A 24,401-nucleotide genomic window follows, 5' to 3' on the forward strand; every position below is an offset into this window, starting at 1 on the left:
CGCCGCGCGTCACCGGGCCTCGGTAGCCTGCTGTCGTGGCCCTCTACCGCAAGTACCGACCCGCCTCGTTCGCCGAAGTGGTCGGCCAGGAGCACGTCACCGAGCCGCTGTCGACGGCGCTGACGTCGGGGCGGATCAATCACGCGTACCTGTTCTCCGGTCCGCGGGGCTGCGGCAAGACGTCGTCGGCGCGCATCATGGCGCGCTCGCTGAACTGCGAGCAGGGTCCCACTCCGACCCCATGCGGCGTGTGCGATTCCTGTGTCGCGTTGGCACCCAACGGCGGCGGCAGCGTCGACGTCACCGAACTCGACGCCGCCAGCCACGGTGGCGTGGACGACACCCGCGAGCTACGGGACCGGGCGTTCTACGCACCCGCGCAGTCGCGCTATCGCATCTTCATCATCGACGAAGCGCACATGGTAACCACGGCAGGTTTCAACGCGCTGCTCAAGATCGTCGAGGAGCCACCGGATCACCTGATCTTCGTGTTCGCCACCACCGAGCCGGAGAAGGTGCTGCCGACCATCCGTTCGCGGACGCACCACTACCCCTTCCGCTTATTGGCCCCCAAGACCATGCGTGGACTCTTGGAGCGCATCTGCGCGGAAGAGGGTGTGGTCGTCGACGAGACCGTCTACCCGCTGGTGATTCGGGCAGGCGGCGGGTCCCCGCGTGACACCCTCTCGGTGCTGGACCAACTGCTCGCGGGCTCCGAGGGCGGCCACGTGGCGTACTCCCGGGCGCTGTCCTTGCTCGGGGCCACCGACCTCGAACTCATCGACGACGCCGTCGACGCGCTGGCGGCCGGGGATGCGGCCGCAATGTTCGGCGCCGTCGAGGCGGTCATCGACGCCGGGCACGACCCGCGGCGGTTCGCGATCGACCTGCTGGAGCGGTTCCGCGACCTCATCGTGATTCAGGCCGTGCCAGATGCGGCGGCCCGCGGTGTGGTCGACGCGCCCGGCGACGTGCTCGAGCGGATGCGAGACCAGGCTTCCCGGGTGGGCACTGCGACGTTGACGCGTTACGCCGAAGTCGTACACGCGGGGCTCGGCGAGATGCGCGGAGCCACCGCACCGCGGTTGCTGCTCGAAGTGGTGTGCGCACGGCTGCTGCTGCCGTCGGCCAGCGACACGGAATCCGCTCTGCTGCAACGGGTCGAGCGCATCGAGACGCGGCTGTCCATGGGTACCCCGACGGACGTGGCCGATCCGAGCGTGAGCCCGGTTGCCAACTCTGCCAAGCAATACGTCCGCAAGGCCGCCGCTGCGCAGCCCGCGGTCGAACCGGCGCCAGTGGCGGAGCCGACGCCACCCGTGGCGGCAACGCTTCCTCCACCGCCGAAGATCGTGGAACGGCTCACCGCGAAAGCTCAAGCGCCGGAGCCACCTCCGGCTCCCGCAGCGGCCACCCCGGAACCAGCACCGCCAATGCCCAAGCCGCAGCCGCCCAAACCCGAGGCACCAGCCCAGGAGCCTGCGCCACCGTCCGCCCCGAAACCCGACGTCCCCGCGCCCGCGCCGGAGCCCGTGGCCGTGGCCGTGCCAGCAGCTACCGCGATTCCGGACGCCGCCGCCATCCGTCGGCAGTGGACGACGGTCATGGACAAGGTGCGCGAACGCAGCCGCACGATGTCGGCGATGCTGGCCGGTGCGATGGTGAGCTCGGTAGACGGCACCACGCTGGTGCTGTTGCACGAAGGTGCCAACCTTGCGAAAAGGCTTGGTGAGCAACAGAACCTGGACTTCGTCCAGGATGCGCTGAGGGACGCGCTGGGCCTGCAGTTGCGGGTGCGCTACGAAGTGGGGGCGCCCGACGCGCAGCCGCAGGCGGTCGAAGATCCCCAGGCCGAAGAGGAGAGCATGCTTGCCGAAGCGGCCGCCAGCCCGGACGCCGCACCGCGGCGCGATCCCGAGGAAGCGGCGCTCGAACTACTTCAGAGCGAGCTCGGCGCCCGCAAGATCGAGGGTTAGGCCGTCCACCACGGCCGCAACGGCAGCCCGCCGTCGCCGCCCTTGCGGTCGAGTTTGACAGCCAGCACCTGGTGCAGCTGAACGACATTCGTTTCGAAGCCCACCCGGGAGCCGGCCATGTACAGGCCCCACACCTTGGCGGTGGGTAGCCCGACTTCCTCGACCGCCTCGTCCCAGTGCTCGACGAGGTTGCGGCACCAGTCGCGCAACGTCAACGCGTAGTGGTGTCGCAGATTCTCTTCGTGCACCACCTCGAGTCCGACGTCCTGGGCCTCGGTGATGATGCGGCCCGAACCGGTGAGCTCCCCGTCGGGGAACACGTAGCGGTCGATGAATCCGCCGGCAGCGGATGCGCCGCGGTTCTCGGGCCGAGTGATGCAGTGGTTCAGAAGCAGTGCGCCGGTACGCATCTTCGACTTGAGGAAGCGGAAGTAGGCCGGGTAGTTCGCAACCCCGATGTGCTCGGTCAGCCCGATGGACGACACCGCGTCGAACCCGGACTCGCGCACGTCGCGGTAGTCGCTGTGGCGCACCTCGGCCAGCTCGGACAACCCCTGTTCTTCGATCGCGCGCTGCGCCCAAGCGGCCTGCTCCTTCGACAGGGTGACGCCGATGGTCTTCACACCTTGCCGCGCGGCGTAGCGCACCATGCCGCCCCACCCGCAGCCAACGTCGAGCAGTCGGTCGCCCGGCTTGAGGCGCAGTTTCTCGAACACCAGGCGGTACTTGTTCTCCTGGGCGTCCTCCAACGAGGCGTCGGCATCGGTGTATGCCGCGCACGTGTAGGTCATCGAAGGGCCGAGCACCCACTCGTAGAACGTGTTCGACACGTCGTAGTGGTGATGGATGGCCTCGGCATCGCGAATCTTGCTGTGCCGGAGGCCTTCCACGATGCGACGCCAACGCGGCTGAGCCTCTTGCGGCGGCGGGGCGATCGGCTTGAGGTGCTCGATGCCGATCGCCCGCACGATGTTGGCCAGCACCCGCGCGGGCGGACGCTTGAAGTCGAGCTTCTCGGAGAGCGCCCGCAGCAGCTCGTACGGGTCGCCGGGGTGGACGCCGAACATGTCGAGATCACCGGACACGTATGCGCGCGCCAGCCCGAGCTCGCCAGGTGCGGTGGCCAGGTAGGTGGTCCCGCGTGGGGTCAGCAGATCGAGCCCGAGCTCGGCGTCGTCAGGGCCGGCGGAGCTGCCGTCGTAGGCAGTGAACTTGAGCGGCAATTCGTCACCGGCGGTGAAGATCTCGAGGATCTCGGCCAAGGTCAGACGATGCTCTGTCGAGGCATTGTCCCTGGCGCTGGCAGAATTTTCTTTATATGTAGTCATCGCCTTTGTACCGCCTTCGCATACAGATCAAGTAACCGTGAATCAGGGTCGTAACTCTTCTTGACCGTCTTGTAGGTTTCCCCTCCATAGAGCTCTTCGAACTCGTCGCGCGAGTAGTACGCGTCCGAGTACAGCGACTTGTGTCCGTCGAGCTCGCTGACCGTGTGCTCGATCAGCCGGTTCGTGTGCCCTTCCTCGATCATCCCCGGGTCGCTGCGCTCCTGCCCGCCGGAAGGTCCGACCGGGACGGCGGACCAGAAGCCTACGTTGACGTACGTCTGGTGCCCCGCAATGGGATACAGCGGCCAGCCCGCGTCGTCGCGCAGCCGCAGCGGACACAACCAGATCGGCTCGATCGGGACGTTCTCCAGGAACCACTCCACGAATTCGGTGGTGCGCCCGATCGGCACCTCGATGTCCTGTACCACCCGTTCCAGCGGTGGGCGCCCGTTGCGCTTCTCGATCCGATTCGCGATGTCGAACCGTTGGTCGTAGCCGACGAGTTTCCAGTAGAAGCTGCTGCGGCGGTACCGCCGTGGCCAGAACCGCCGCACGGTCGGGTTTTGCGCGCCGAAGGCCCGCGAGCACCAGAACCAGTCGGTGTCCCAGCGCCACAGGTAGTCGTGGATGGTGAGCCGGTCGTCCTTCGCACCGTGCGCGTGCTGGATCGACCGGTAGTAGATGTGCTGACCGGTGTAGTCGCTGACCGGTCCAGGTGTCGCGGTCTGCACGCCGAGGCACAGGTAGCTCTCGTCGGCGCTGAACACGACGCCGTCGAGGTAATCGACCGGAACGCCGTCGTGGCCCCCGGTCTCGATGATCCGGTCCATGGCCGCCACCAGCTCGGCTACGTCGTGGAACCGCAGGTGCGTGAGCGCCACGAACGGCTTGACCGGTTCGAGCTCGATCTTCAGACGCACTGAATAACCAAGTGTGCCATAGGAATTGGGGAAGGCCCGGAACAGGTCGGCGTGCTGATCACGCGACGCGGTGACGACTTCGCCTGCGCCGGTGAGGATGTCCAACTCCAGCACCGACTCGTGTGGCAGTCCGTTGCGGAACGACGCCGACTCGATGCCGAGGCCAGTGACCGCGCCGCCCAACGTGATGGTCTTCAGCTGGGGCACCACAAGCGGCGACAAGCCGTACGGCAGCGTGGCGGCGACGAGGTCCTCGTAGGTACACATCCCCGCGACGTCAGCGGTGCGCGCTTCCTGGTCCACGGAGATGACGCCCGTCAAACCCGTGGTGTCCAGCCCCTTGCCGCTGGCCTTGGCGCGCGCACGGAACAGATTGGACGTGGGTTTGGCGAGCCGAACCGTCGCGCCCTGTGGGATGGCGCGGTAGCTCGCAAGGAGTCGGTCGACGGCCACAGCATGCGCAGCCTGTGCGTCGGTCGCAAGAACAGACACACATATACGCTAGTCCCCGGTCGCAGTCGATGCGACCGCACCGAGCCGGGATCACACCCGAAATTTCCTCAAGCTAGGAGTTCTTCCCGATGGGACAGGTCAGCGCGTCCAGCACCGTCTTGATAAACGCCGAACCCGACGCGGTGCTCGCGGCCGTCGCGGACTACCAGACCGTGCGACCGAAGATTCTCTCCTCCCAGTACAGCGGCTACCAGGTACTCGAGGGCGGCCAGGGCGCCGGAACCGTCGCCACCTGGAAGTTGCAGGCCACCAAGTCCCGCGTGCGTGAGGTCAAGGCCTCCGTCGACGTGGCAGGCAAGACCGTCATCGAGAAGGACGCCAACTCGACGATGGTCACCAACTGGACCGTCGCGCCCGCAGGCACCGGATCGACCGTCACGGTGAAGACGTCGTGGCAGGGCGCGGGCGGAGTCGGCGGCTTCTTCGAGAAGACGTTCGCCCCGCTGGGGTTGCGCAAGATTCAGGGCGAGGTGCTGGAAAACCTCAAGACGCAGCTCGAGGCAAGCTAGGCGGTCCGCGCAGGCCTGGTGCCGAGGAAGCCCGCGATGCCCTTCACGACGGCGTCGGCGTACTTCTGGCGCCCCTCGGGTGACTCGAGCAGCGCCGCGTCGGCCGCGTTCTTCATGTTGCCGCATTCGACCAGCACCGCCGGGTACTGAGCCAGGTTCAGCCCGGTCAGATCGGCGCGCGGGTACAGCCCGTTCTGGCCGATGTAGGTGGCGGGGACCAGCCCGGAGGCCTGCATCTGGTCACGCATGATCTGGGCGAACTGCACTGACGGCCCGGCCTGCACCTGGTTCAGCGCCGGTGACGAGTAGTTGACGTGGAAGCCACGGCCCGACGCAGGGCCGCCGTCGGCGTGAATCGACACGATCGCGTCGGGTTTGAGCGAGTTGGCCACCTCGGCGCGTTGATCGACGCACGCAGCGACGCTGGTGTCGTCCCCGCGGGACATCGCCGTGCGGACCCCAAGCGCGGTCAACTCCTGGCGGATGCGCAACACCGTCTCCCAGTTGAACGAGTGCTCGGGATAGCCGTCATTGGACGTCGTACCGCTGGTCTGGCAGTCCTTCGTCCCGCCGCGACCCGTCGGGACCTGCTTGGTCAGCGACGCGTCGTTGGCGCCGTTGTGACCGGGGTCGAGGAAGACGATCATCCCCGCGATGCTCACGGGGGCGGCGGTGGCCGGGGCTGATGCGACGGATGCGGCAATGAGCAGGCTGACGGCCATCCCAGCGCCGACACGCAGGCAAGTTGGTACGTGCACGGCGCCACGCTAGCTCCGCCGACGACTAGGCTTGGGCTCCAAACCGCCGTGTGCGGACGAGCTTGATCAAGTCGAGACCAGAATGCAAGGGGACTGACATGCAACCCGGTCAAACACCCGACATGTCCGCGATCCTCGCGCAGGCACAACAGGTGCAGCAGCAGTTGATGGAAGCCCAAGAGTCGCTCGCCAACTCCGAGGTGCACGGTCAGGCCGGTGGCGGACTGGTCCAGGTGACCGTGAAGGGCAGTGGCGACATCGTTGCCGTCGCCATCGATCCCAAGGTGGTCGACCCCGACGACGTGGAGACGCTGCAGGACCTCATCGTCGGCGCGCTTTCGGATGCTTCGCGACAGGTGGCGATCCTCGCGCAGTCGCGACTCGGACCGCTGGCCAGCGGCCTGGGCAACCTGGGCATACCCGGAATCTCCTGACGTGGACGGCAATGTTTGAAGGACCCGTCCAGGACCTCATCGACGAACTCGGCAAGCTGCCTGGAATCGGCCCGAAGAGCGCGCAGCGCATTGCGTTTCATCTGCTGTCGGTCGAGCCGCCCGACATCGACCGGTTGACCGCGGTGTTGGGCAAGGTGCGCGACGGCGTGACCTTCTGCGCGGTGTGCGGCAACGTCTCCGACGACGAGCGGTGCCGCATCTGCATGGACTCGCGGCGGGACGCCTCGCTGGTGTGCGTGGTCGAAGAGCCCAAGGATGTGCAGGCCGTCGAGCGCACGCGGGAGTTCCGCGGCCGCTACCACGTGCTGGGTGGCGCACTGGATCCGCTGTCGGGCATTGGCCCGGATCAGTTGCGAATCCGTGAGCTGCTCAACCGGATTGGCGAGCGCGTCGACGGTGTCGACGTCGCAGAGGTCATCATCGCCACCGACCCCAACACCGAGGGCGAGGCCACCGCCACCTACCTGGTGCGCATGCTGCGCGACATCCCCGGGCTGACCGTCTCGAGGATCGCCTCTGGCCTGCCGATGGGTGGGGACCTGGAGTTCGCCGACGAGCTCACGCTGGGCCGCGCGCTGTCCGGCCGCCGGGCCATGGTTTAGGTTGGCGCCATGTCCGACGAAGAGTTCAAAGTCGAAGTCGAGCTCGGAAGCGACGAGCATCATCTGTCGTTCTGGAAGCGCTTGCGCTCACTCGACGTGGACGACGAGGCGCGCAAGCGGCTGGGTGGCCGGGTGACGGTGACGCGCGATGGCAACTGGATTCAGCTGTACACGCACACCCTTGACGATGCGCAGGAGGCCGAGCGGACCGTCCGGGAGCTCGTCGCCGGTGACCACCTAGACGCCGAGTTCACCGTGAGCCGCTGGGACGCGGGCAAGCAGGAGTGGGTCGATCCGACCGATGGCGAAGAGGTCACCGACGACGCGAAGGAGACGCCCGCGCCGGACCCCAGTTACGTGATCCTCGAGGCGTACAAGCCGGAGTTCTTGCGCGACCTGGGGCTGTAGCCCTTTCGGGTTTGCGCCGAGATCCGCTTTTTGCAGACGCGTGGTCGCACTTTCTCTGCAAAACGTGGATTTCGTGAGGTTGTCGGTGGGCGGATGCAGCATCTCGGGCATGACTGAGATATTCATCGGCAGCGAGGAACTCGCGGCAGGCCGTGTGACCCGCCATCAATTGCACCGCTGGTATACGGCGGTGTACCGCGGTGTGTACGCGCCGAAGGGAGCCGAGCTTTCGTTGCGCGATCGAGCTATCGCGGCTTGGTTGGCGTCCGGTCGGCGCGGCGTGATCGCCGGTGTGGCGGCGTCGGCACTGCATCACACGCCCTGGCTGGATCCAGGAGCACCGATCGAACTCATGGGCGTGAAGTGCCGGCCACAGCCAGGGCTCATCCCGCGCCTCGATCGCATCGCCGACGACGAAATCACACGCGCAGCCGGGTTACCCGTGACCACTCGCGTGCGTACCGCCTTCGATTTGGGTCGCCGTTCGACCCGCCACGAAGCGCTGGCTCGGCTTGACGCCATGATGTGGACTCAGCGGTTCTCGATTGACGCGGTCGGCGAATTGGCTGACCGGTACCCGAGAATCAGAGGCATTCGACAGCTACGGGAGCTGCTGCCCCTGGTTGACGGAGGAGCCGAGTCGCCACGCGAGAGTCGGGTTCGGCTCTGGCTCATCGATGCGGGAATGCCGAAACCGCAAACTCAAATACCGGTCGTGGACGGGACGTGGCCAGTGGCGTTCCTCGACATGGGATGGGACGAGTTCAAGGTCGCAGTGGAATACGACGGAGACCATCACCGGAAGGATCGCCGCCAGTACGTGAAGGACATCGCGCGAATTCGGATGCTTGAGGAATTGGGATGGATCATCATCCGGGTGATCGCCGAGGACCGACCCTCCGAGGTGCTCGCAAGGGTTGAGGCTGCGTTGATCAGCCGCGGGTGCCGCATTGAAATCAACGAACTGCAGCGCTTCACTCGCACTTTGGCTGCATAACGTTGATCTCGACGAGGGGAATCTCGACGGGCAGGAAGCTAGGCCCGACGCGGGGCGGCGAGCCGTTCGCGCCGCAAGAGCTCGACCTCAGGCAGCTCCAGCGGAGCAAGGTCGCCGACGACGCGTGACAGCAGCAGGTCGGCCAGCTGTGGGTTGCGGGCCAGGCAGGGGCCATGCAGATAGGTCGCGACGACGCTGCCCTGCACGGCGCCGTCGAAGCCGTCGCCGTCACGGTTGCCCGCGCCGGTGACGACGCGCGCCAGCGGTTCGGCTGACGAGCCGAGAAGCGTTCCGCCGCGGTGGTTTTCGAATCCGGTGAGACGCTGGTCGAGGCCGGGGATCAGCGGTTGCGACACCACCTCGCCGATGGTCCGCTTCGGCTGCGGCGACGTCGTCACGTCGAGCATCCCGACGCCGTCGACGCGCTCACCCGACGACGTCTCGTACCAGTGCCCGAGCACCTGGATCGCCGCGCAGATCGCCAGCACCGGCGCGCCACGTTCGGCCGCACGTTGTAGGCCGGGGTACTGGATCAGGTGCTTGGTGGCCAGGCGCTGCGCGTAGTCCTCGGCGCCGCCAAGGGTGTACAGGTCGAGTGAGTCGGGCACCGGATCGGCAAGCGTGATCTCGACGAGCTCTGAGTCGATGCCGCGCAACCGCAAGCGCTGTGCCAGCACCACCGAATTGCCGCCATCGCCGTAGGTGCCCATGACGTCGGGCAGCACCAGCCCGATACGAACAGTGGACTCAGACATTGGGAAGCCGCCGATTGAGTTGCAGGAACGCGGTGTAGTTGGCGATCACCTCGACGTGTCCAGGCGGGCAGGACGCGATGGCCTTGACGGTGTCGTGGACAAGGGTGTGGCCGACGCCCGCGTAGCCCAGGCGCACGGCCAGGTCGGTACCGCGCTCACCGGCGGCCACCACCGCCGTGTCGTCGAAGTGCTCGAAGCGCACGTCCCACAGCCACGACAGGTCCTCGCCGTCGGGTACCTGTCCGTTGACCGCGATCACGACGCCCGCGCCGTGCTTGTCGACCATCGAGAGCGCTTCCTGCCAGCCTGCCGGATTCTTCGCGAGCAGGATGCGGGCGGTGTGGGCGCCGATGCGCACGGTCCGGTAGCGGCCCGCCACCTCGTCGACGGTGCCCACGGCGGCGACCGCGGCGGCCGGATCGACCCCGAGCGCGACGGCCGCGGCGATGGCCTGGGTGGCGTTGCCGCGGTTGACGGCGCCGGGCAGGGCCAACGTCATCGGCAGCGCGAGCCCGTCGGGTCCGTAGACGTGTGAATCGTCGAACCACCATTGCGGGCTGGGCCGTTTGAAGGCCGGAGGGCCCCCGGGCCCGGCATCGGACGGGGTTCCCGTTGAGTACCAATGGGTTCCATCACGGACGATGAGCTCGCCGCTGCGGGGGCAGCTGATCGAGTCGCTCGTCCAGCCGCCACCTGCTGCCACCCACACCACGTGCGGGCAGTCGTAGGCGGCCGACGTCATCAGCACGTCGTCACAGTTGGCCACTACGACGGCGTCCGGGTGCCGCGCCAGCCCGCGGCGCAGCGTGCGTTCGATGTGGTTGATCTCACCGACGCGGTCCAACTGGTCGCGCGACAGGTTGAGCAATACGACGACGGCGGCTTCCACGGCATCCAAGACGTGCGGCACGTGCATTTCGTCGACCTCGAGTGCGGCCAGTGAGGCATCGCGCGCCCCAGCCAGCGCGGCCACCAACCCGGCATCCATGTTCGCGCCCTCGGCGTTGGTGGCGACGGGGCCCAGGGTCGCGAGCGCGGCCGCGGTCATCCTGGTGGTGGTTGACTTGCCGTTCGTGCCGGTGACGACGACGGATCGCCTGCCCGTGCCCAGCTGCCCGAGGATCGATTTGTCGAGCGTCATGGCGACCAGCCCGCCGATCATGGCGCCCGCGCCCCGGCCGGTGACCCGCGACGCCCAGCGCGCTGCGGCTCCGGCGCCGAGCGCGATCCGCCCTCGTACCGAGATTCCCCGGTCGCTGCGCTCCTGCCGTCCGTGGGTGACCATTCCCGGCAGTCTAAGAGGGAAAAAGAAGGTGGGCGACACGCGGCGTCACTGGTACGGGCTTGTCGGGGGAGCGTGCCATCCTCGAAATGTGAGCCAATCTGGAGCGGAATCTCGCCGGCCGGGCGGCTCCTGGGGCCGGCCAGCCACTGAGCCCGGTGCCGGCTGGGCGGTCGTGGACGTCGAGACGACGGGCTTCCGTCCAGGGCAGGCCCGCATCGTCAGCGTGGCCGCATTAGCGGTCGGCGACGACGGCAACGTCGAAGGCAGCTTCTCCAGCCTGCTCGATCCGGGGGTCGATCCAGGGCCCACTCACGTTCACGGGCTGACGACGGAGATGCTGGAGGGGCAGCCGACGTTCGCCGACATCGTCCACCAACTCGTCGAGGTATTGCGTGGGCGCACGCTGGTGGCCCACAACGTCGCCTTCGACTACTCGTTCCTGACCGCCGAGGCCGAACTGGTCGGTGCCGAGCTCCCGATCGACAGCGCCATGTGCACGGTGGAACTGTCGCGCAGGCTGAATCTCGGTGTCGACAACCTGCGGCTCGAGACGCTCGCCTCGCACTGGGGTGTCACTCAGATGCGGCCTCACGACGCGCTCGACGATGCTCTGGTGCTGGCGCAGATCCTGAAGCCTTCGCTGGCAGGCGCGCACGAGCGCAGGGCGTGGCTGCCGGTGCGGCCCGTGACCAGGCGTAGCTGGCCCAACGGTCAGATCACCCACGAAGAGCTCCGGCCGTTGAAGACGGTGGCGGCGCGGATGCCCTGCGAATACGAGAATCCCGGCGGGTTCGTCGCCGGTCGGCCGCTGGTACAGGGCATGCGGGTGGCGCTGTCCGCGGAGGTGGCCCACACCTACGAGGAACTCATCGAGCGGATCCTGCACGCAGGCATGTCCTACTCCGAGGCCGTCGACCAGCAGACCTCGCTGGTGCTCTGCAACGAGCCGACGCCAGAACAGGGCAAGGGCTATCAGGCCACGGAGATGGGCATTCCGTTGGTCGAGGACGCTGAGTTCATGCGACTGCTCGATCACGTGCTCGGGGGCAAGGACCTCGAGCAGTTCACGGATCCCACGCTCTCCGGCGACCAGTTCACGCTCTTCTAGGCCGCTCCACAGCAGATCAGCCCGGCGCGGGAGACCCGGCCGGGCTGATCAACTCATGTGAAGCCGAAACTAGCTGAGTGCCTTGGCCTTCAGCGAGTCGTATTCGCCCTGCGAGATGGTGCCCGCGTCGAGCAGTTCCTTGGCGTGTGCGATCTCCTCGGCAGGTGACCGTCCGGCCGCCTGCTTGATGTAGTCGTCGGTCTGCTGCTTGGCCGCAACGGCGGCTTCGTGCGCCCGCACGGACATGCCCTGCCCGCGGAAGATCAGGTAGACCAGCGCCGTGAACCACGGAATCAGGAACAGGAAGATGACCCAGATCGCCTTCACGAAGCCCGAGGTCTTGTGGTCACGCCAGAACAGGTCCGTCAGGATCTGGAATAGCACCAGCAAGTACGCGATCCACGCAAAGATGATCAGGAAGTGCCAGAGGAAATCCCACGTCGAGCCCCAGTTCACGTCTACTCCTTAAACGTATGAATACGCGTCATTTGACGCCGCCGTCAGTTTAGCGGCGGGCTGCGCGATTCACGGCTGAGACTACGGCGCGAAGCGACGCCGTGGTGATGGATGTAGCAATGCCGACGCCCCACACCGTCTTTCCGTCGACCGACGCCTCCACGTAGGCCGCGGCCTGCGCCTCTTCGCCAGACGACATCGCGTGCTCCGAATAGTCGAGCACCGAGACGGCGAAGCCGACCGAGGCAATTGCATCGACGAATGCGGCGAGCGGACCATTGCCCGTACCGACGATCTCCCGCTCGACGCCGTCGACCTTCACCACCGCGGTGATGGTGTCGGTGCCGCCGTCCACCTCGGCCGCGTCGACCTTCTGCCGGATGCGCTCCAACGGCCGGATGGGGCCCAGGTATTCGTCGGCGAAGACATCCCACATCTCCTTGGGCGACACCTCGCCGCCCTCGCCGTCGGTGATCTTCTGGATCGCCTGGCTGAACTCGATCTGCAGCCGTCGGGGCAGGGCCAGGCCGTGGTCGGCCTTCATGATGTAGGCCACCCCGCCCTTGCCGGACTGCGAGTTCACCCGGATCACGGCCTCATACGTGCGGCCGACGTCCTTCGGGTCGATCGGCAGGTACGGCACCTGCCAGAGGATGTCGTCGACGTCCGCATCCGCGTCGTCGGCGCTCACCTTCATCGCATCCAGCCCCTTGTTGATGGCGTCCTGATGGCTGCCGGAGAACGCGGTGTACACCAGATCGCCGCCGTACGGATGCCTTTCGTGCACGGGCAGCTGATTGCAGTACTCGACGGTGCGGCGGATCTCGTCGATGTTGGAAAAGTCGATCTGCGGGTCGACGCCGCGGCTGAACAGGTTCAAGCCCAGCGTCACGATGCAGACGTTGCCCGTCCGCTCGCCGTTGCCGAACAGGCAGCCTTCGATGCGGTCGGCGCCGGCCTGATAGCCCAATTCTGCTGCGGCGACCGCTGTTCCGCGGTCGTTGTGCGGATGCAGGCTGAGGATGATCGAGTCCCGGCGGGCCAGGTTGCGGCTCATCCATTCGATGGAGTCGGCGTAGACGTTCGGGGTGGCCATCTCCACGGTGGCGGGCAGGTTGACGATCAGCGGCCGCTCCGGCGTCGGCTCAATGATGTCCGCGACGGCGTCGCACACCTCCTTCGCGTACTCCAGTTCGGTGCCCGTGTAGGACTCCGGCGAGTACTCGAAACGCCATTGCGTGCCAGGGTGTTTCGCGGCTTCGGCCACGCACATCTTGGCGCCGTCGGTGGCGATGGCCTTGACGGCCTCGCGATCGGCGCGGAACACCACGCGGCGCTGCAGGATTGACGTCGAGTTGTAGAAGTGGACGATCGCCTTCGGTGCGCCGGCACACGCCTCGAACGTCCGCTCGATCAATTCGGGCCTGCACTGCGTCAGCACCTGAATGGTCACGTCGTCGGGGATCGCGCCCTCGGTGATGATCTCGCGGACGAAGTCGAAGTCGGTCTGGCTCGCCGACGGGAAGCCGACCTCGATCTCCTTGTAGCCCATGCGGACCAGCAGATCGAACATGCGCCGCTTGCGTTCCGGGCTCATCGGGTCGATCAGGGCCTGGTTGCCATCGCGCAGGTCGACAGCGCACCACATTGGTGCGGTTTCGACGACCTTGTCCGGCCAAGTGCGGTCGGGCACCGTGACGGGTTCTACTTCTGCGGCGAAGGGTCGGTACCTGCTCACCGGCATGGACGTCGCGCGCTGCGTGTTCCATGCGGGCTGGCCGACGTTGGGATCACCGGATGGTGTGTTGATGGTGCGCGCCGACGTATAGGCGTCGATCGAAGGTGCGACTGGGGTGGTGGGGTTGTTCATGGTTCCTGCTCCGGACTGTCTAAGTGGGACCTTTGGAAAGGTCGACCGGCGCAACACGAACCCCCGCGACGGGAGGCCGGTCTAGATCAGACCCCGCCGCGGCATCCGAGGAGGAGCAACCGCTGCACGTTGGTCACTGTACTCCGCGATGGCCCGGGTCCAAAACCCCGATCAGACTAGGCCCGGCCTGCGGTGATGACCATGTCGATCATCCAAACCAGGACGTCGGCCGCCTGCTCGGACTCCAATTGGCCGAGCACGCCGTCCGGGATGCTTGGGTCGATCACGGCGAAAGCCGAGCCGTCGATGCTCGGGGCCACCCACAGCCGCGCCACGCCGTGTGCGCTGAGCCGCTCGGTGAACGGTCGCTCGTCGTGCTCGCCGAGCGACGTGACCCATTCGACGCCGGGGTGGTCGCCGCCGAGACCCGAGCCCGCGGTGTCTCCGCCGAGGCGTGCGTGTTCACGCGAGGACGCGAGGCGGGCGATCAGCTCGGCCGCAGCGACAGCCGCCTGATGAGAGGCGAACCCCCCGATGCGACTCCACCCTTCACCGACGTCGGCAGCGATGTCGAATGCGCCGTGATCGGGGAGTCCGACGATGACCAGGCCGACATCGGTGTAGTGGTCGCCTTCCTTCACGCTGAAGGACCACTGGCCGATCGTGAGCTGCGAATCGGTCATCGGCTACACCTGCGAATCGGGGAAGGCGATCACCGAAAGGAAGCGGATCGGTACCTGGACGAGATCGACTGGGCCATGGGCGCCCTCGCCGTCGAGCTGTAGCGAATCGCCGGGATGCATGCGGTACACCGACCGGCTGTGGCCGTAGTCCATCACACCCTCGAGCATGTAGATGAACTCCGTGCCCGGATGCTGAAAGAGCGGGTAGGTGGCGCTCGTGGCCGACAAGGTGACGTGCAGACATTCGAGCCTCTTGTGCTCGCCGCGGAGGGAGCCGAGGAGTTGGTACTCGTGACCTTCCTTGGTGCCGTTGCGGACGATCTGCGCGCCCGTGCCCTCCTTGACGAAGGCTGCGGGTCGCTCGACGTCGGCGCCGCGGAAGAGGCTGGTCACCGGAACGTCGAAACCCTTCGCGAGCAGCGCGAGCGTCGCCAGGCTGCAGGACGTCTGAGCGTTCTCGATCTTGCTCATCATGGCCTTGGAGATGCCGACGCGCTCCGCCATGTCTGCGACGGTGAGGCCTTGCTGTTGGCGGAGTTGGCGGACGTTGCGCCCGATGGCGGCCTCGAGCTCTGCGTCGTCCACGGGTTCACGCGGGTCGCGGTCGCGGGCGGTGCCGGATTCGTTGCGAAGCAGCGGGATGTCGCTCATCGGAATCCTGTCTAGCGCATTTCGCCCGCACCGACGTACGGATACGGCGTCTTGAGCAGCTCGCCCTCGGCGAACCGCGAGAGCCGGAAGTCGGTCTCCGGGATCCGTGGATCGGAGCTGCGCCCGTCGACCACCAGGTCGGCGACCAACTTGCCTACCGCGGGGGCGATCTTGAAGCCGTGCCCGCTGAAGCCCGCGGCCACGACGAGCCCGTCGAGCTGGGTGAGCGATATCACCGGATTCCAGTCCGGCGTCACGTCGTAACAGCCCGCGTAGCTGCCCGTGATCGCGGCGTCGGCGAAGCCGGGGAAGCGCGTGCTCACCCGGTCGACGGTGACGTCGACGAATTCGTCGGTGGCCCGGTTGAGGTAGTCGTCGGGATCGGCGTCCTGAACGTGGGAGAGGTCGCTGTTGCCGAACAGCACTTCACCGTTCGGCTCCGGTCGAATGTATTGCAGGGAAACGAGATCGGAAAAGACGGGCAGCCCGCTGATGGCCTCCTTCGGCACTCCGGGAGCGACCATCACCAGCTGCTCGCGCACCACGCGAATCGGCACATCGATGCCGTAGGGCGCCAGTAGAGGTCTTGTCCACACGCCCGTGGCGACGACGACCGTGCCTGCGGCTACCTCGGTGCCGTCAGACAGCCGCACACCCGTCGCCCGGTCGCCGTCGAGCAGCAGCTCCGTCATTGCGGTGCCCTGCCGGACGCGCACCCCGGCAGCTCGCGCCGCGACCGCGAGTGCCTGCGCGGTCTGGTACGCGTCGCCGAACCCGCCGCGTGGCTCGAATGCGAAGGCGGCGAACGGCGAAAGGTCCGCGAACGGCCACATTCTGGCCGCCTCGACGGCGTCGAGCTCCTCGGTCTGCACCCCGACCGCGCGCTGGGCGGCCAGGCTCTTGCGCAGCGATTCGACGTTCGGTTCGCCGACGCCCACGACGTAACCCTGCTGCCGGAAGCCGATGTCGTGGCCGAACAGTGTCTCGGCATGCTCGAACACCTCGAGTCCGACGGTGGCCATCGCGGCCAGCGAGCTCACCCCGTAGTGGCACCGCACGATTCCGGAGGACTTGCCCGTCATCCCCGAGCCGACGGTATTGCGTTCGACGACGAGCACGTCGGTGACACCGCGCTCGGCCAGCGCCCACGCCGTCGCCGCACCTTCGATACCGCCGCCGACGATGACGACGTCCGCCGTCGCGCTCACGACCCAGGGATCCAGTCGGTCCCCGCCAACGGCACCCGCGCCATCGCGGCCGCCTCGATGGTGACGGCGACCAGGTCCTCGGGCTCGAGGTGGCGCACGTGCGACTTGCCGCAGGCCCGCGCGATGGTCTGGGCCTCCATAGTCAACACCCGCAGATAGTTGGCCAGCCGCCTGCCGCCCTCGACAGGATCGAACCGGGCGGCCAGCTCGGGATCCTGCGTGCTGATGCCCGCGGGGTCGGTGCCGTCCTGGAAGTCGTCGAAGAAACCTGCTGCGCTGCCAAGCTTTTCGTACTCGGCGGCATGGCGCGGGTGGTTATCACCCAACGCGATGAGTGCGGCCGTGCCGATCGCGACGGCGTCTGCGCCCAACGCGAGCGCCTTCGCCACGTCGGCTCCGTTGCGGATGCCGCCCGACACGATCAGCTGGACTTCGCTCTTCCCGGCCGCCCCGCTGCGGTGCACGCCCAGTTCGGCGAGCGCCTGGACTGCCTGGGGAACGGCGGCCAGCGTCGGGATTCCGACGTGTTCGATGAACACTTCCTGGGTGGCGGCGGTGCCGCCCTGCATGCCGTCGACCACCACCACGTCGGCGCCGGCATGCACGGCCAGCTTGACGTCGTAGTACGTTCTGGTCGCGCCGACCTTGACGTAGATCGGCTTCGCCCAGTCCGTCAACTCGCGCAGCTCGTTGATCTTGATGGTGAGATCGTCGGGCCCTGTCCAATCCGGATGCCGACACGCCGAGCGCTGGTCGATGCCTTGCGGCAAGGTGCGCATTCCGGCGACGCGTTCGGAGATCTTCTGGCCCAACAGCATTCCGCCACCGCCGGGTTTGGCGCCCTGGCCAAGCACCACCTCGATGGCGTCGGCCTTGCGAAGGTCGTCGGGGTTCATCCCGTACCGCGACGGAAGATACTGGTACACCAGGTACTTGCTCTGGCCGCGCTCTTCGGGGGTCATGCCGCCGTCGCCGGTGGTGGTCGATGTGCCCACCGCACTCGCGCCGCGGCCCAGCGCCTCCTTCGCGGGTCCCGACAGCGCACCGAACGACATGCCCGCGATGGTTACCGGAATATCAAGGTGCAGCGGATGTTTGGCGTTTCTGGCACCGAGCACCACATCGGTGTCGCAACGTTCGCGGTAGCCCTCCAACGGGTACCGGGACATCGACGCGCCAAGGAACAGGAGATCGTCGAAGTGGGGGAGCGGCCGCTTGGCGCCCCAGCCACGGATGTCGTAGATACCGGTTTCGGCCGCCCGTTGGATCGCGGCGATGGTGGCTCGGTCGAACGTCGCGGACTCGCGAAGGCCCAAGCGGGCGCGGTCATCTGCCGTAATCATCAGTAGCTTCCTGCATTGTCGACGTGGAAGTGATAGAGCTGCCGAGCCGACCCGTACCGTGTGTACGAGGCGGTGTCGTCCTCCCCGAAACCTGCGGCCTTGAGCAGCCGTCCGAGTTCCTCATGATGTTCGGCACGCATTTCCTTGGCGACGCAGTCCGCGCCAAGCGACGCCACGTCCCCGCGCACGTAGATCTTGGCCTCGTAGAGCGAGTCGCCAAGTGCGTCACCCGCATTGCCGCGCACGACGAGGCACCCGGCCTGAGCCATGAAGGCGCTCATGTGCCCGATGTCGCCGCCGACGACGATGTCGACACCCTTCATCGAGATGCCACACCGGGCCGCGGCACTCCCTTCGATGACCAGCAGTCCGCCGTGGGCGGTAGCGCCTGCGGACTGGGACGCGTTGCCCTTGACCCACACGACGCCGCTCATCATGTTCTCTGCGACGCCGGTGCCCGCGTTGCCGTCGATGACGATCTCGGCCTGCTGGTTCATGCCCGCGGCGTAGTAGCCGACGTGCCCGGCGATCGTGACCTTCACCGGAGCGTCCAGTCCGACGGCGACATTGTGCCCACCCGCGGGATGGTCGATCACGAACTCGCCGTTGAGGTTCGGCGCGTGCAGGGCCGCACTGACCTCGCGCAGCGGCGTGACGTCGAGGTCGTAGCTCGTCAACGCCGCCATGCGTAGACCACCTCCGGCTCCGGTTCCCAGATAGCAGCCCGCTCGACGCCGGGCAGCCCCGCCAGCGCGCGGTACTCGCTGCCCATCGCGACCCAGTCGGCGGTCTCGGCGATGACGGCGGGCTTGCAGGCGATCGCGTCGCGCACCACGGCGAACGAATCCCGGTTGGACACCAGCAGGGTGTAGAAGCCATCAAAGGTGGCGCATAGCTCCTTCAATGCGGTCTCCACGTCGCGGCCCTCGGCCAGTCGGCTCGCTACGAAGCGAGCGCCGACCTCGGTGTCGTTCTCACTGTCGAATCGCACACCGCCGGCTTGTAATTCACGTCGGATGGTGGCGTGGTTGGCGAAGGAGCCGTTGTGCACCAGACACTGTTCGGGCCCGACGGCATACGGGTGGGCGCCAGACGGCGTCACCGCCGATTCGGTGGCCATCCTGGTGTGCCCGACGCCTTGCCAGCCCTGAGCCTTGGCCAGCCCCCACGACTCGGTCAGCGTCGCGGGGTCTCCGACCCCCTTGAGTACGGCCAGCTCGGATCCGAATCCGGCTACCAGCGCGCCTGGGTAGGCGGTCCTGGCCGCGGCCAACAGGTCTTCCGAGGCGATGTCTGCGGTCACCAGCTTGATGTCACCGATCGTGGCGACGTCGACTTCGAACGTGGAACCGATTGACCTGCTGATGGTTTCGGGATCGTCGTCGATGGACAGCAGCGATACGCATCCGCGCCCCGGCGGCGTCCACACCGGGTCGCCGTACACCGCGACACCTGCCGAATCGCTCCCGCGGTTGGACATCTCGCAGAGCATGCCGGTGAGCAGTTCGCCGAGCCGTGGATACAGCTCGGGTGTGCGCAAGTGCAATCCCACGATGCCGCACATCGCTTGGCTCCTTTCCTCGTTGATTTGCGGTGTTTGAGGAGCGCTGAGCGCGACTGAAACTCCACAAATCGCTAAAAGGCGGTCAGGTACTGCTCGACTTCCCACGGGCTGACCGTGCTGTGGTAGGTGAAGAATTCGTCGCGCTTGAGGTTGGCGTAGTAGCCCGCCACTCCGTCGCCTTCGGCGTCGAGCACCCCGGTGATCACCTGGTCGCCCTCGAGCTCGTCGACCGCATGGAGCAGCGTCGGTGGCAGCGCAGCACGGTCGGCGGCGGCGCCCAGTGCGCCTGGATCGACGCTGCGTTTGATGCCGTCGATGCCCGCGCCCAACGCCGCGGCGATCGCGAGGTAGGGGTTGGCCGATCCGTCCCCGCCGCGCAGCTCGACGCGTTGGTCGTCGGGCACGCGGATGTAGTGCGTCCGGTCGTTGCCACCATAGGTGGGTTGCCTAGGCGCCCAGGACGCGCCGGACGTGGTGGTCAGCGCGCCGGTTCGCTTGTACGAGTTGACCGTTGGGCCGACGACCGCCTGCAATGCGGAGGCGTGATCGAGGATGCCGCCGATGAACGAATACGCGGTTGGCGAAAGACCAAGGCCACGTTCGTCGGAACCGTCGGGGAAGACGGGTTGGCCGCCGCTGGTCAACGAGAGGTGCAGGTGCAGACCGCTTCCGGTGCGGTCGGCGAACGGCTTGGGCATGAACGTCGCGATCATGCCGCGCTCGGCGGCGATCATCGACAACAGGTAGCGCAGCGTGATCACGCGGTCGGCGGTGGTGAGCGCGTCGGCGAACTGGAAGTTCTGCTCGAACTGCCCGTTGCCGTCCTCGTGGTCGTTGGCGTAGTTGGACCAGCCGAGTGAGTTCATCGCCGACGAGACGGTGGTCAGGTGGTCGTACATCCGGGTAACCCCGCGGGCGTCGTAACAGGGCTGCGCGGCGGTGTCGTCGGTGTCGGCCGTGGCGAGGCTGCCGTCGGGGTTTCGGGTCAGCAGGAAGTACTCGACCTCCGCGCCGACCCAGGGTTCGAAGCCGGCGTCTGCGGCGCGCTGGATCAGCGACTTGAGGATGACCCGCGGCGCGTACGGCCACGGCTTTCCCTCGACGTGCGGATCGCAATGCACGATCGCCAACCCCTCCTTGATGAAGGGGATCGGGGTGAAGGAGGCAGGGTCGGGGAGCGCCATGATGTCCGGGTCCTTGGGCTCCTGCCCGATGGCGCCGACGGCGTATCCGGCGAAGCCGACGCCGTCTGTCGCAAGCAAGTCGATGGCTTCGACCGGCACCAGTTTGGCGCAGGGCTTGCCCCGCAGATCGACGAAAAGCGCAAGGATGAACCGTGTTTCGGCATCGTGTGCGAGGTCCGCGAGTTTGGTGGGGGCCATGTGTCCTGTCTCCTATTGGGAATCAAAGTATCACAGGGGGAAACTCGTCGCAGCGCGAGCAACCCCGACCGGCGCGGGGCGAAGCGCGCCGATCGGGGTTGGTCTTAGGCAGGCTGGAGTTCGTACGCCGCGTCGCGGTGCAGCTTGGCGTCGATACCCGTCTCCTCGTCCTCGGCGGCCACTCGGATGCCCATCGTCTTCTTGATGGCGAAGGCGATGATGAGCGCGATCGTGAACGAATAGACCATCACTGCGCCTGCGGCCACGGCCTGGCGCCACAGCTGGTCGAAGCCGCCGCCGTAGAAGAGCCCGTTGACCTTGCTCGGCATGCCCTCGCTGGCGAGGAAGCCGATCAGCAAGGTGCCGATGACACCGCCGACGAGGTGCACGCCGACGACGTCGAGCGAGTCGTCGTAGCCGAACTTCGACTTGAGCCCCACTGCGAACGGGCAGATCGCACCGGCGATCAGGCCAAGGATGATGGCGCCGACGGGGGTGACCGCACCACACGCCGGGGTGATGGCGACCAGGCCGGTGATGGCCCCGGCCGCGGCGCCGACACCGGTGACGTGTCCGTCCTTGAGCTTCTCGACCGCCAGCCAGGCCAGGGTGGCGGCACAGGTCGCCACGAACGTCGTGACCATGACGATGGCCGCGGAGTTACCCGCGGCCAGCGCCGAGCCGCCGTTGAATGCATACCAACCGGCCCACAGCAGGCCCGCGCCCAGCAGCGTCAGCGGCACGTTGTGCGGCTTGCGCAGCGTGCCCCAACTCGCGGACTTGCCGAGCACGATCGCGACGGCGAGGGCGGCGGCGCCTGCGTTGATGTGAACCGCGGTGCCACCTGCGAAGTCGACCGCCTTCAGGTTGTTGGCGATCCAGCCGCCGACCGCGTCGGGCGTCACGACGCCGTTGAAGGCGAACACCCAGTGCGCGACGGGGAAGTACACCAGCACCGCCCAGAGGCCCGCGAAGACCATCCACGCGCTGAACTTCATCCGGTCGGCCGCCGCACCCGAGACCAGGGCGACGGTGATGGCCGCGAACAAGGCCTGGAACAGAGCGAACAGACTGACTTGCAGGCCTGCGATGGTGGTCTGCGTCTCCAGCAGGTCCTTCATCCCCGCGAACTCGGTGATGCTGCCGACGAAGCCGCCGTGCGAGGTGCCGAATGTCATCGAGAAGCCGAACAGCACCCACAACACGCCGACGAGCGCCGCCGCGCCGAACGTCATCATCATCATGTTGGTCGAGCTCTTGACCGAGACCATGCCGCCGTAGAACAGCGCAAGCCCGGGAATCATCAGCGTGAGGCCAATGATGCAACACAGCATGAATGCCGTGGTTCCTGTATCCATCAACAACTCCTGGAGTGGTGCGGTCCCCCTTGGGACCGATCACTGGCAGTAACCAATGTTTCTGTTACGTAGACAGGATTGCGAGGTTGCTGTGATGTAAACAGCGCCGACGCCCGACGATCGAATCGACTGTGTCAGCATCTAGGCGTGAAACGAGTGCGGCCACTGACGACCGTGGTGGTGTTGGTGGCCATCGTCGTAGCAGCCGGGGTCTGGTGGCTGTTCTTCCGCGGGCCGTCCTCAGCGCAATGCGCTCCCGTGCAAGAACTGCTGTCGTTCAACAAGACTCAGATCGACGCCATGAACGCCAAAACTCACGTCCCCGCACCCAGGTCCCATGAGGCGGCGACCGAGCCCAGCGCACTCGACTACCAAGCCTGGGCGGACGGGCTCGCCGATCGGGCGGCCAAGGTCACCTCGCCCGAGCTTGCAGGCCAGGCGACCGAGGTGGCGCACACCGCGGATCGACTCGTCCGAGCCCGGATCGACTTCGACGCTCAGAGCGCGCACACCGCTCCCGGGGCCGCGCCGCCCCCGGCGGCGATGGCGGTCGCCGCGTTCAACGACGAGTTCGAAGCGCGGGTCAAACAGCTGGCGACGACGTGCTCGTCGTGACTCCGGCTCCCGGGGCGACGCGCTCGGTACCCTGACCGCGTGTGCACACGGGTGGTCTACCTCGGAACCGATGATCGCGTCGTCACCGGTCGTTCGATGGACTGGAAACTGGAGCTCGGGACCAATCTCTATGCCCTGCCCAAGGGTGTGAAGCGCAACGGGCAGGCCGGCCCGGAGTCCGTCGAGTGGACCGCCAAGTACGGGAGCGTCGTCGCGACGGGCTACGACATCTGCACCACCGACGGACTCAACGAGGCCGGGCTGGCCGTCAACCTGCTGTGGCTGGCGGAATCGGAGTATCCGTCCGACACCGCCGGCGGGCCTGCCGTCTCGATCGCGATTTGGGGCCAGTACGTGCTGGACAACTTCGCGTCGGTCGCCGAGGCGGTATCCGCCTTGACCGCGACGCCGCTGCGGGTGGCCAGCCTCGAGGTCCCTGGCGAAGAACGGCTCGCGACGCTGCACCTGGCGATGTCGGATCCGTCCGGCGACAGCGCCATCGTCGAGTACATCGGCGGGCAGCAGGTGATCCACCACGGCAGGCAGTACCAGGTGATGACGAACTCGCCGGTCTTCTCGAAGCAGCTCGCGATCACGGAGTACTGGGAGGAGATCGGCGGAACCGTGATGCTCCCCGGCACCAACCGCGCTGCCGACCGGTTCGTGCGCGCGTCGTTCTACGTGAACGCGGTTCCCAAGACCGACGACCCGCTGCTGGCGACCGCGTCGGTGTTCAGCGTCGTGCGCAACGCGTCCGTGCCCTACGGGATCACGACGGCCGACGAGCCGAACATCTCGACCACGCGCTGGCGCACGGTCATAGACCACAAGGATCGCCGTTACTTCTTCGAGTCGGCGTTGTCGCCCAACACGTTCTGGGTGGAATTGAAGAACATCGACTTCGCCGAGGGCGCCCCGGTCTTGAAGCTCAGCCTCGGCAAGGGGGAGGAGACCATCTACGCCGGCGACGCCAGTTCGAAGTTCGAGAAGGCCGAGCCGTTCTCGTTCCTGGGCATTCCGGCTTAGAAGGTGGCAGACCGTCCCCACCGGCCGGTGTATGCGACGTCCTTCAACGGCAGCCGCTCACGCGCCGTCGCATCGCGCTCGATGAGCTTCTGGTCGGCGGACGCGTAGTCGCCAAGCGTGCCGACCGCGACCACGGCCAACGGGCGCACGCCCTCGGGGATGTCGAACGCCTCCCGCGCCGCGTCGGGTTGGAAGCCTGCCATCGGGTGCACGACCAGTTCACGCGACACCGCCTCGACGGTCAGCTGTGCGATGGCGGCTCCCGCGTCGACGGCCGAATAGAGCGCCGTCCTCTCGTCGGGCCCCTCGTCGGCGCACACCAGGATCAGGGCGCCCGCGGCCTGGGCGTAGGCGTTGCCTCGCTTCAGCGTCTCGGCCAGCGCATTGAAGGTGTCGTCGCCCCGGAATCCGACCACGAAACGGACGGGCTGGCGGTTTCCCCAGGTCGCAGCCCAACGCGCCGCCTCCAACAGCGCCATGAGCTGCGCGCCGGTCACCACCGCGTCGGGGTCGAACACGCGTGGGCTCCAACGCGCCGCAAGGTGGGGGTGGATCGGCACGGACGTGTCGGCCGACCGGTCGTCATGCATGGTGATCCACGCTACGGACGTGAGGAAAAACCGCGTGCGCA

25 protein-coding genes are annotated in these 24,401 nt (G+C 66.9%); 9 read left to right on the forward strand and 16 right to left on the reverse strand.

Features of this window, described 5'->3' with window-relative positions; translation table 11 throughout:
- Positions 1–35: 35 nt before the first annotated feature.
- Positions 36–1,976, forward strand: coding sequence for a DNA polymerase III subunits gamma/tau (locus tag SLQ30_RS27225; protein WP_319449910.1), 1,941 nt, complete (start codon positions 36–38; stop codon positions 1,974–1,976).
- Here SLQ30_RS27225 and SLQ30_RS27230 read toward each other — a convergent pair.
- Positions 1,973–3,304 carry a class I SAM-dependent methyltransferase gene (locus tag SLQ30_RS27230; RefSeq protein WP_319449911.1) on the reverse strand — a complete coding sequence of 444 codons (1,332 nt, stop codon included), beginning with the start codon at positions 3,302–3,304 and terminating at the stop codon, positions 1,973–1,975. The two genes, SLQ30_RS27225 and SLQ30_RS27230, sit on opposite strands and share 4 nt — an antisense overlap.
- Complete coding sequence (locus SLQ30_RS27235) at positions 3,301–4,716, reverse strand: FAD-binding oxidoreductase (protein WP_319449912.1); 1,416 nt, start codon at positions 4,714–4,716, stop codon at positions 3,301–3,303. Before SLQ30_RS27235 ends, SLQ30_RS27230 begins: the two co-directional genes overlap by 4 nt.
- Before the next feature lie 89 nt (positions 4,717–4,805).
- Here SLQ30_RS27235 and SLQ30_RS27240 point away from each other — a divergent pair, with 89 nt between their 5' ends.
- The gene (locus tag SLQ30_RS27240) at positions 4,806–5,246 is read left to right on the forward strand and encodes an SRPBCC family protein (RefSeq protein WP_319449913.1); all 441 of its coding nucleotides are present in this window, start codon (positions 4,806–4,808) and stop codon (positions 5,244–5,246) included.
- Here SLQ30_RS27240 and SLQ30_RS27245 read toward each other — a convergent pair.
- Positions 5,243–5,968, reverse strand: a complete 726-nt coding sequence (locus SLQ30_RS27245) for an Rv3717 family N-acetylmuramoyl-L-alanine amidase (RefSeq protein ID WP_319449999.1) — start codon at positions 5,966–5,968, stop codon at positions 5,243–5,245. The two genes, SLQ30_RS27240 and SLQ30_RS27245, sit on opposite strands and share 4 nt — an antisense overlap.
- A 134-nt stretch (positions 5,969–6,102) precedes the next feature.
- Between SLQ30_RS27245 and SLQ30_RS27250 the strand changes: the two genes are divergently transcribed.
- The 4 genes from SLQ30_RS27250 (at position 6,103) to SLQ30_RS27265 (ending at position 8,466) form a co-directional block, all read left to right on the forward strand.
- The gene (locus SLQ30_RS27250) at positions 6,103–6,438 is read left to right on the forward strand and encodes a YbaB/EbfC family nucleoid-associated protein (RefSeq protein ID WP_319449914.1); all 336 of its coding nucleotides are present in this window, start codon (positions 6,103–6,105) and stop codon (positions 6,436–6,438) included.
- An 11-nt stretch (positions 6,439–6,449) separates the two neighbouring features.
- A complete protein-coding gene (recR, locus tag SLQ30_RS27255; protein WP_319449915.1) occupies positions 6,450–7,061 on the forward strand; it encodes a recombination mediator RecR in 612 nt (203 codons plus the stop codon).
- Between the two features lie 9 nt (positions 7,062–7,070).
- Positions 7,071–7,469: a VCBS domain-containing protein gene (locus tag SLQ30_RS27260; RefSeq protein WP_319449916.1), complete on the forward strand. Its 399-nt coding sequence runs from the start codon at positions 7,071–7,073 to the stop codon at positions 7,467–7,469.
- A 109-nt stretch (positions 7,470–7,578) separates the two neighbouring features.
- Positions 7,579–8,466, forward strand: a complete 888-nt coding sequence (locus tag SLQ30_RS27265; protein WP_319449917.1) for a hypothetical protein — start codon at positions 7,579–7,581, stop codon at positions 8,464–8,466.
- Between the two features lie 38 nt (positions 8,467–8,504).
- On the opposite strand, the gene SLQ30_RS27270 is transcribed toward SLQ30_RS27265, so the two are convergent.
- Positions 8,505–9,221: a type 1 glutamine amidotransferase gene (locus tag SLQ30_RS27270; protein ID WP_319449918.1), complete on the reverse strand. Its 717-nt coding sequence runs from the start codon at positions 9,219–9,221 to the stop codon at positions 8,505–8,507.
- A complete protein-coding gene (locus SLQ30_RS27275; RefSeq protein WP_319449919.1) occupies positions 9,214–10,506 on the reverse strand; it encodes a Mur ligase family protein in 1,293 nt (430 codons plus the stop codon). Before SLQ30_RS27275 ends, SLQ30_RS27270 begins: the two co-directional genes overlap by 8 nt.
- 88 nt (positions 10,507–10,594) lie before the next feature.
- On the opposite strand from SLQ30_RS27275, the gene SLQ30_RS27280 reads away from it, so the two are divergent.
- Entirely contained in the window at positions 10,595–11,614 is a 1,020-nt protein-coding gene (locus SLQ30_RS27280) for a DEDDh family exonuclease (RefSeq protein ID WP_319449920.1), read from the forward strand.
- 69 nt (positions 11,615–11,683) lie between these two features.
- On the opposite strand, the gene SLQ30_RS27285 is transcribed toward SLQ30_RS27280, so the two are convergent.
- The 10 genes from SLQ30_RS27285 to SLQ30_RS27330 form a co-directional block, all read right to left on the reverse strand.
- Positions 11,684–12,070: an SHOCT domain-containing protein gene (locus SLQ30_RS27285; RefSeq protein ID WP_319449921.1), complete on the reverse strand. Its 387-nt coding sequence runs from the start codon at positions 12,068–12,070 to the stop codon at positions 11,684–11,686.
- Between the two features lie 49 nt (positions 12,071–12,119).
- Positions 12,120–13,940, reverse strand: a complete 1,821-nt coding sequence (leuA, locus tag SLQ30_RS27290; RefSeq protein WP_319449922.1) for a 2-isopropylmalate synthase — start codon at positions 13,938–13,940, stop codon at positions 12,120–12,122.
- Positions 13,941–14,116: 176 nt separating this feature from the next.
- Positions 14,117–14,623: a hypothetical protein gene (locus tag SLQ30_RS27295; RefSeq protein WP_319449923.1), complete on the reverse strand. Its 507-nt coding sequence runs from the start codon at positions 14,621–14,623 to the stop codon at positions 14,117–14,119.
- Positions 14,624–14,626: 3 nt separating this feature from the next.
- Positions 14,627–15,274, reverse strand: coding sequence for an XRE family transcriptional regulator (locus SLQ30_RS27300; protein ID WP_319449924.1), 648 nt, complete (start codon positions 15,272–15,274; stop codon positions 14,627–14,629).
- 11 nt (positions 15,275–15,285) lie between these two features.
- The gene (locus tag SLQ30_RS27305) at positions 15,286–16,482 is read right to left on the reverse strand and encodes an FAD-binding oxidoreductase (RefSeq protein ID WP_319449925.1); all 1,197 of its coding nucleotides are present in this window, start codon (positions 16,480–16,482) and stop codon (positions 15,286–15,288) included.
- Positions 16,479–17,828 carry an FMN-binding glutamate synthase family protein gene (locus SLQ30_RS27310; RefSeq protein WP_319450000.1) on the reverse strand — a complete coding sequence of 450 codons (1,350 nt, stop codon included), beginning with the start codon at positions 17,826–17,828 and terminating at the stop codon, positions 16,479–16,481. The genes SLQ30_RS27305 and SLQ30_RS27310 overlap by 4 nt, the downstream gene beginning before the upstream one ends.
- Complete coding sequence (locus SLQ30_RS27315) at positions 17,825–18,511, reverse strand: protein glxC (RefSeq protein ID WP_319449926.1); 687 nt, start codon at positions 18,509–18,511, stop codon at positions 17,825–17,827. The genes SLQ30_RS27310 and SLQ30_RS27315 overlap by 4 nt, the downstream gene beginning before the upstream one ends.
- Positions 18,499–19,389, reverse strand: coding sequence for a glutamine amidotransferase (locus SLQ30_RS27320; RefSeq protein WP_319449927.1), 891 nt, complete (start codon positions 19,387–19,389; stop codon positions 18,499–18,501). The genes SLQ30_RS27315 and SLQ30_RS27320 overlap by 13 nt, the downstream gene beginning before the upstream one ends.
- Positions 19,390–19,460: 71 nt before the next feature.
- Positions 19,461–20,771 (reverse strand): type III glutamate--ammonia ligase, encoded by a 1,311-nt coding sequence (gene glnT, locus SLQ30_RS27325; protein ID WP_319449928.1) that lies wholly within the window; start codon positions 20,769–20,771, stop codon positions 19,461–19,463.
- Positions 20,772–20,875: 104 nt separating this feature from the next.
- Positions 20,876–22,129 carry an ammonium transporter gene (locus tag SLQ30_RS27330; protein ID WP_319449929.1) on the reverse strand — a complete coding sequence of 418 codons (1,254 nt, stop codon included), beginning with the start codon at positions 22,127–22,129 and terminating at the stop codon, positions 20,876–20,878.
- Positions 22,130–22,276: 147 nt separating this feature from the next.
- Here SLQ30_RS27330 and SLQ30_RS27335 point away from each other — a divergent pair, with 147 nt between their 5' ends.
- Both SLQ30_RS27335 and SLQ30_RS27340 read left to right on the forward strand, forming a co-directional pair.
- Positions 22,277–22,744, forward strand: coding sequence for a hypothetical protein (locus SLQ30_RS27335; RefSeq protein WP_319449930.1), 468 nt, complete (start codon positions 22,277–22,279; stop codon positions 22,742–22,744).
- A 39-nt stretch (positions 22,745–22,783) separates the two neighbouring features.
- A complete protein-coding gene (locus tag SLQ30_RS27340; protein ID WP_319449931.1) occupies positions 22,784–23,770 on the forward strand; it encodes a linear amide C-N hydrolase in 987 nt (328 codons plus the stop codon).
- On the opposite strand, the gene SLQ30_RS27345 is transcribed toward SLQ30_RS27340, so the two are convergent.
- Positions 23,767–24,360, reverse strand: coding sequence for a nitroreductase family protein (locus SLQ30_RS27345; RefSeq protein WP_319449932.1), 594 nt, complete (start codon positions 24,358–24,360; stop codon positions 23,767–23,769). The two genes, SLQ30_RS27340 and SLQ30_RS27345, sit on opposite strands and share 4 nt — an antisense overlap.
- Positions 24,361–24,401: the final 41 nt, after the last annotated feature.

Origin of the sequence: Mycobacterium sp. RTGN4, assembly GCF_033804635.1 — a bacterium.
Taxonomy (GTDB): domain Bacteria; phylum Actinomycetota; class Actinomycetes; order Mycobacteriales; family Mycobacteriaceae; genus Mycobacterium.

What these genes read in the sequence shown, in the direction of transcription:
- SLQ30_RS27345 (WP_319449932.1), bottom strand. Translation starts at nt 24,360, where the DNA reads ATGCATGACGACCGGTCGGCCGACACGTCCGTGCCGATCCACCCCCAC.
- SLQ30_RS27295 (WP_319449923.1), bottom strand. Translation starts at nt 14,623, where the DNA reads ATGACCGATTCGCAGCTCACGATCGGCCAGTGGTCCTTCAGCGTGAAG.
- SLQ30_RS27265 (WP_319449917.1), top strand. Translation starts at nt 7,579, where the DNA reads ATGACTGAGATATTCATCGGCAGCGAGGAACTCGCGGCAGGCCGTGTG.
- SLQ30_RS27330 (WP_319449929.1), bottom strand. Translation starts at nt 22,129, where the DNA reads ATGGATACAGGAACCACGGCATTCATGCTGTGTTGCATCATTGGCCTC.
- recR (WP_319449915.1), top strand. Translation starts at nt 6,450, where the DNA reads ATGTTTGAAGGACCCGTCCAGGACCTCATCGACGAACTCGGCAAGCTG.
- SLQ30_RS27275 (WP_319449919.1), bottom strand. Translation starts at nt 10,506, where the DNA reads ATGGTCACCCACGGACGGCAGGAGCGCAGCGACCGGGGAATCTCGGTA.
- SLQ30_RS27260 (WP_319449916.1), top strand. Translation starts at nt 7,071, where the DNA reads ATGTCCGACGAAGAGTTCAAAGTCGAAGTCGAGCTCGGAAGCGACGAG.
- SLQ30_RS27270 (WP_319449918.1), bottom strand. Translation starts at nt 9,221, where the DNA reads ATGTCTGAGTCCACTGTTCGTATCGGGCTGGTGCTGCCCGACGTCATG.
- SLQ30_RS27230 (WP_319449911.1), bottom strand. Translation starts at nt 3,304, where the DNA reads ATGACTACATATAAAGAAAATTCTGCCAGCGCCAGGGACAATGCCTCG.
- glnT (WP_319449928.1), bottom strand. Translation starts at nt 20,771, where the DNA reads ATGGCCCCCACCAAACTCGCGGACCTCGCACACGATGCCGAAACACGG.
- SLQ30_RS27300 (WP_319449924.1), bottom strand. Translation starts at nt 15,274, where the DNA reads ATGAGCGACATCCCGCTGCTTCGCAACGAATCCGGCACCGCCCGCGAC.
- leuA (WP_319449922.1), bottom strand. Translation starts at nt 13,940, where the DNA reads ATGAACAACCCCACCACCCCAGTCGCACCTTCGATCGACGCCTATACG.
- SLQ30_RS27245 (WP_319449999.1), bottom strand. Translation starts at nt 5,968, where the DNA reads ATGGCCGTCAGCCTGCTCATTGCCGCATCCGTCGCATCAGCCCCGGCC.
- SLQ30_RS27315 (WP_319449926.1), bottom strand. Translation starts at nt 18,511, where the DNA reads ATGGCGGCGTTGACGAGCTACGACCTCGACGTCACGCCGCTGCGCGAG.
- SLQ30_RS27320 (WP_319449927.1), bottom strand. Translation starts at nt 19,389, where the DNA reads ATGTGCGGCATCGTGGGATTGCACTTGCGCACACCCGAGCTGTATCCA.
- SLQ30_RS27240 (WP_319449913.1), top strand. Translation starts at nt 4,806, where the DNA reads ATGGGACAGGTCAGCGCGTCCAGCACCGTCTTGATAAACGCCGAACCC.
- SLQ30_RS27250 (WP_319449914.1), top strand. Translation starts at nt 6,103, where the DNA reads ATGCAACCCGGTCAAACACCCGACATGTCCGCGATCCTCGCGCAGGCA.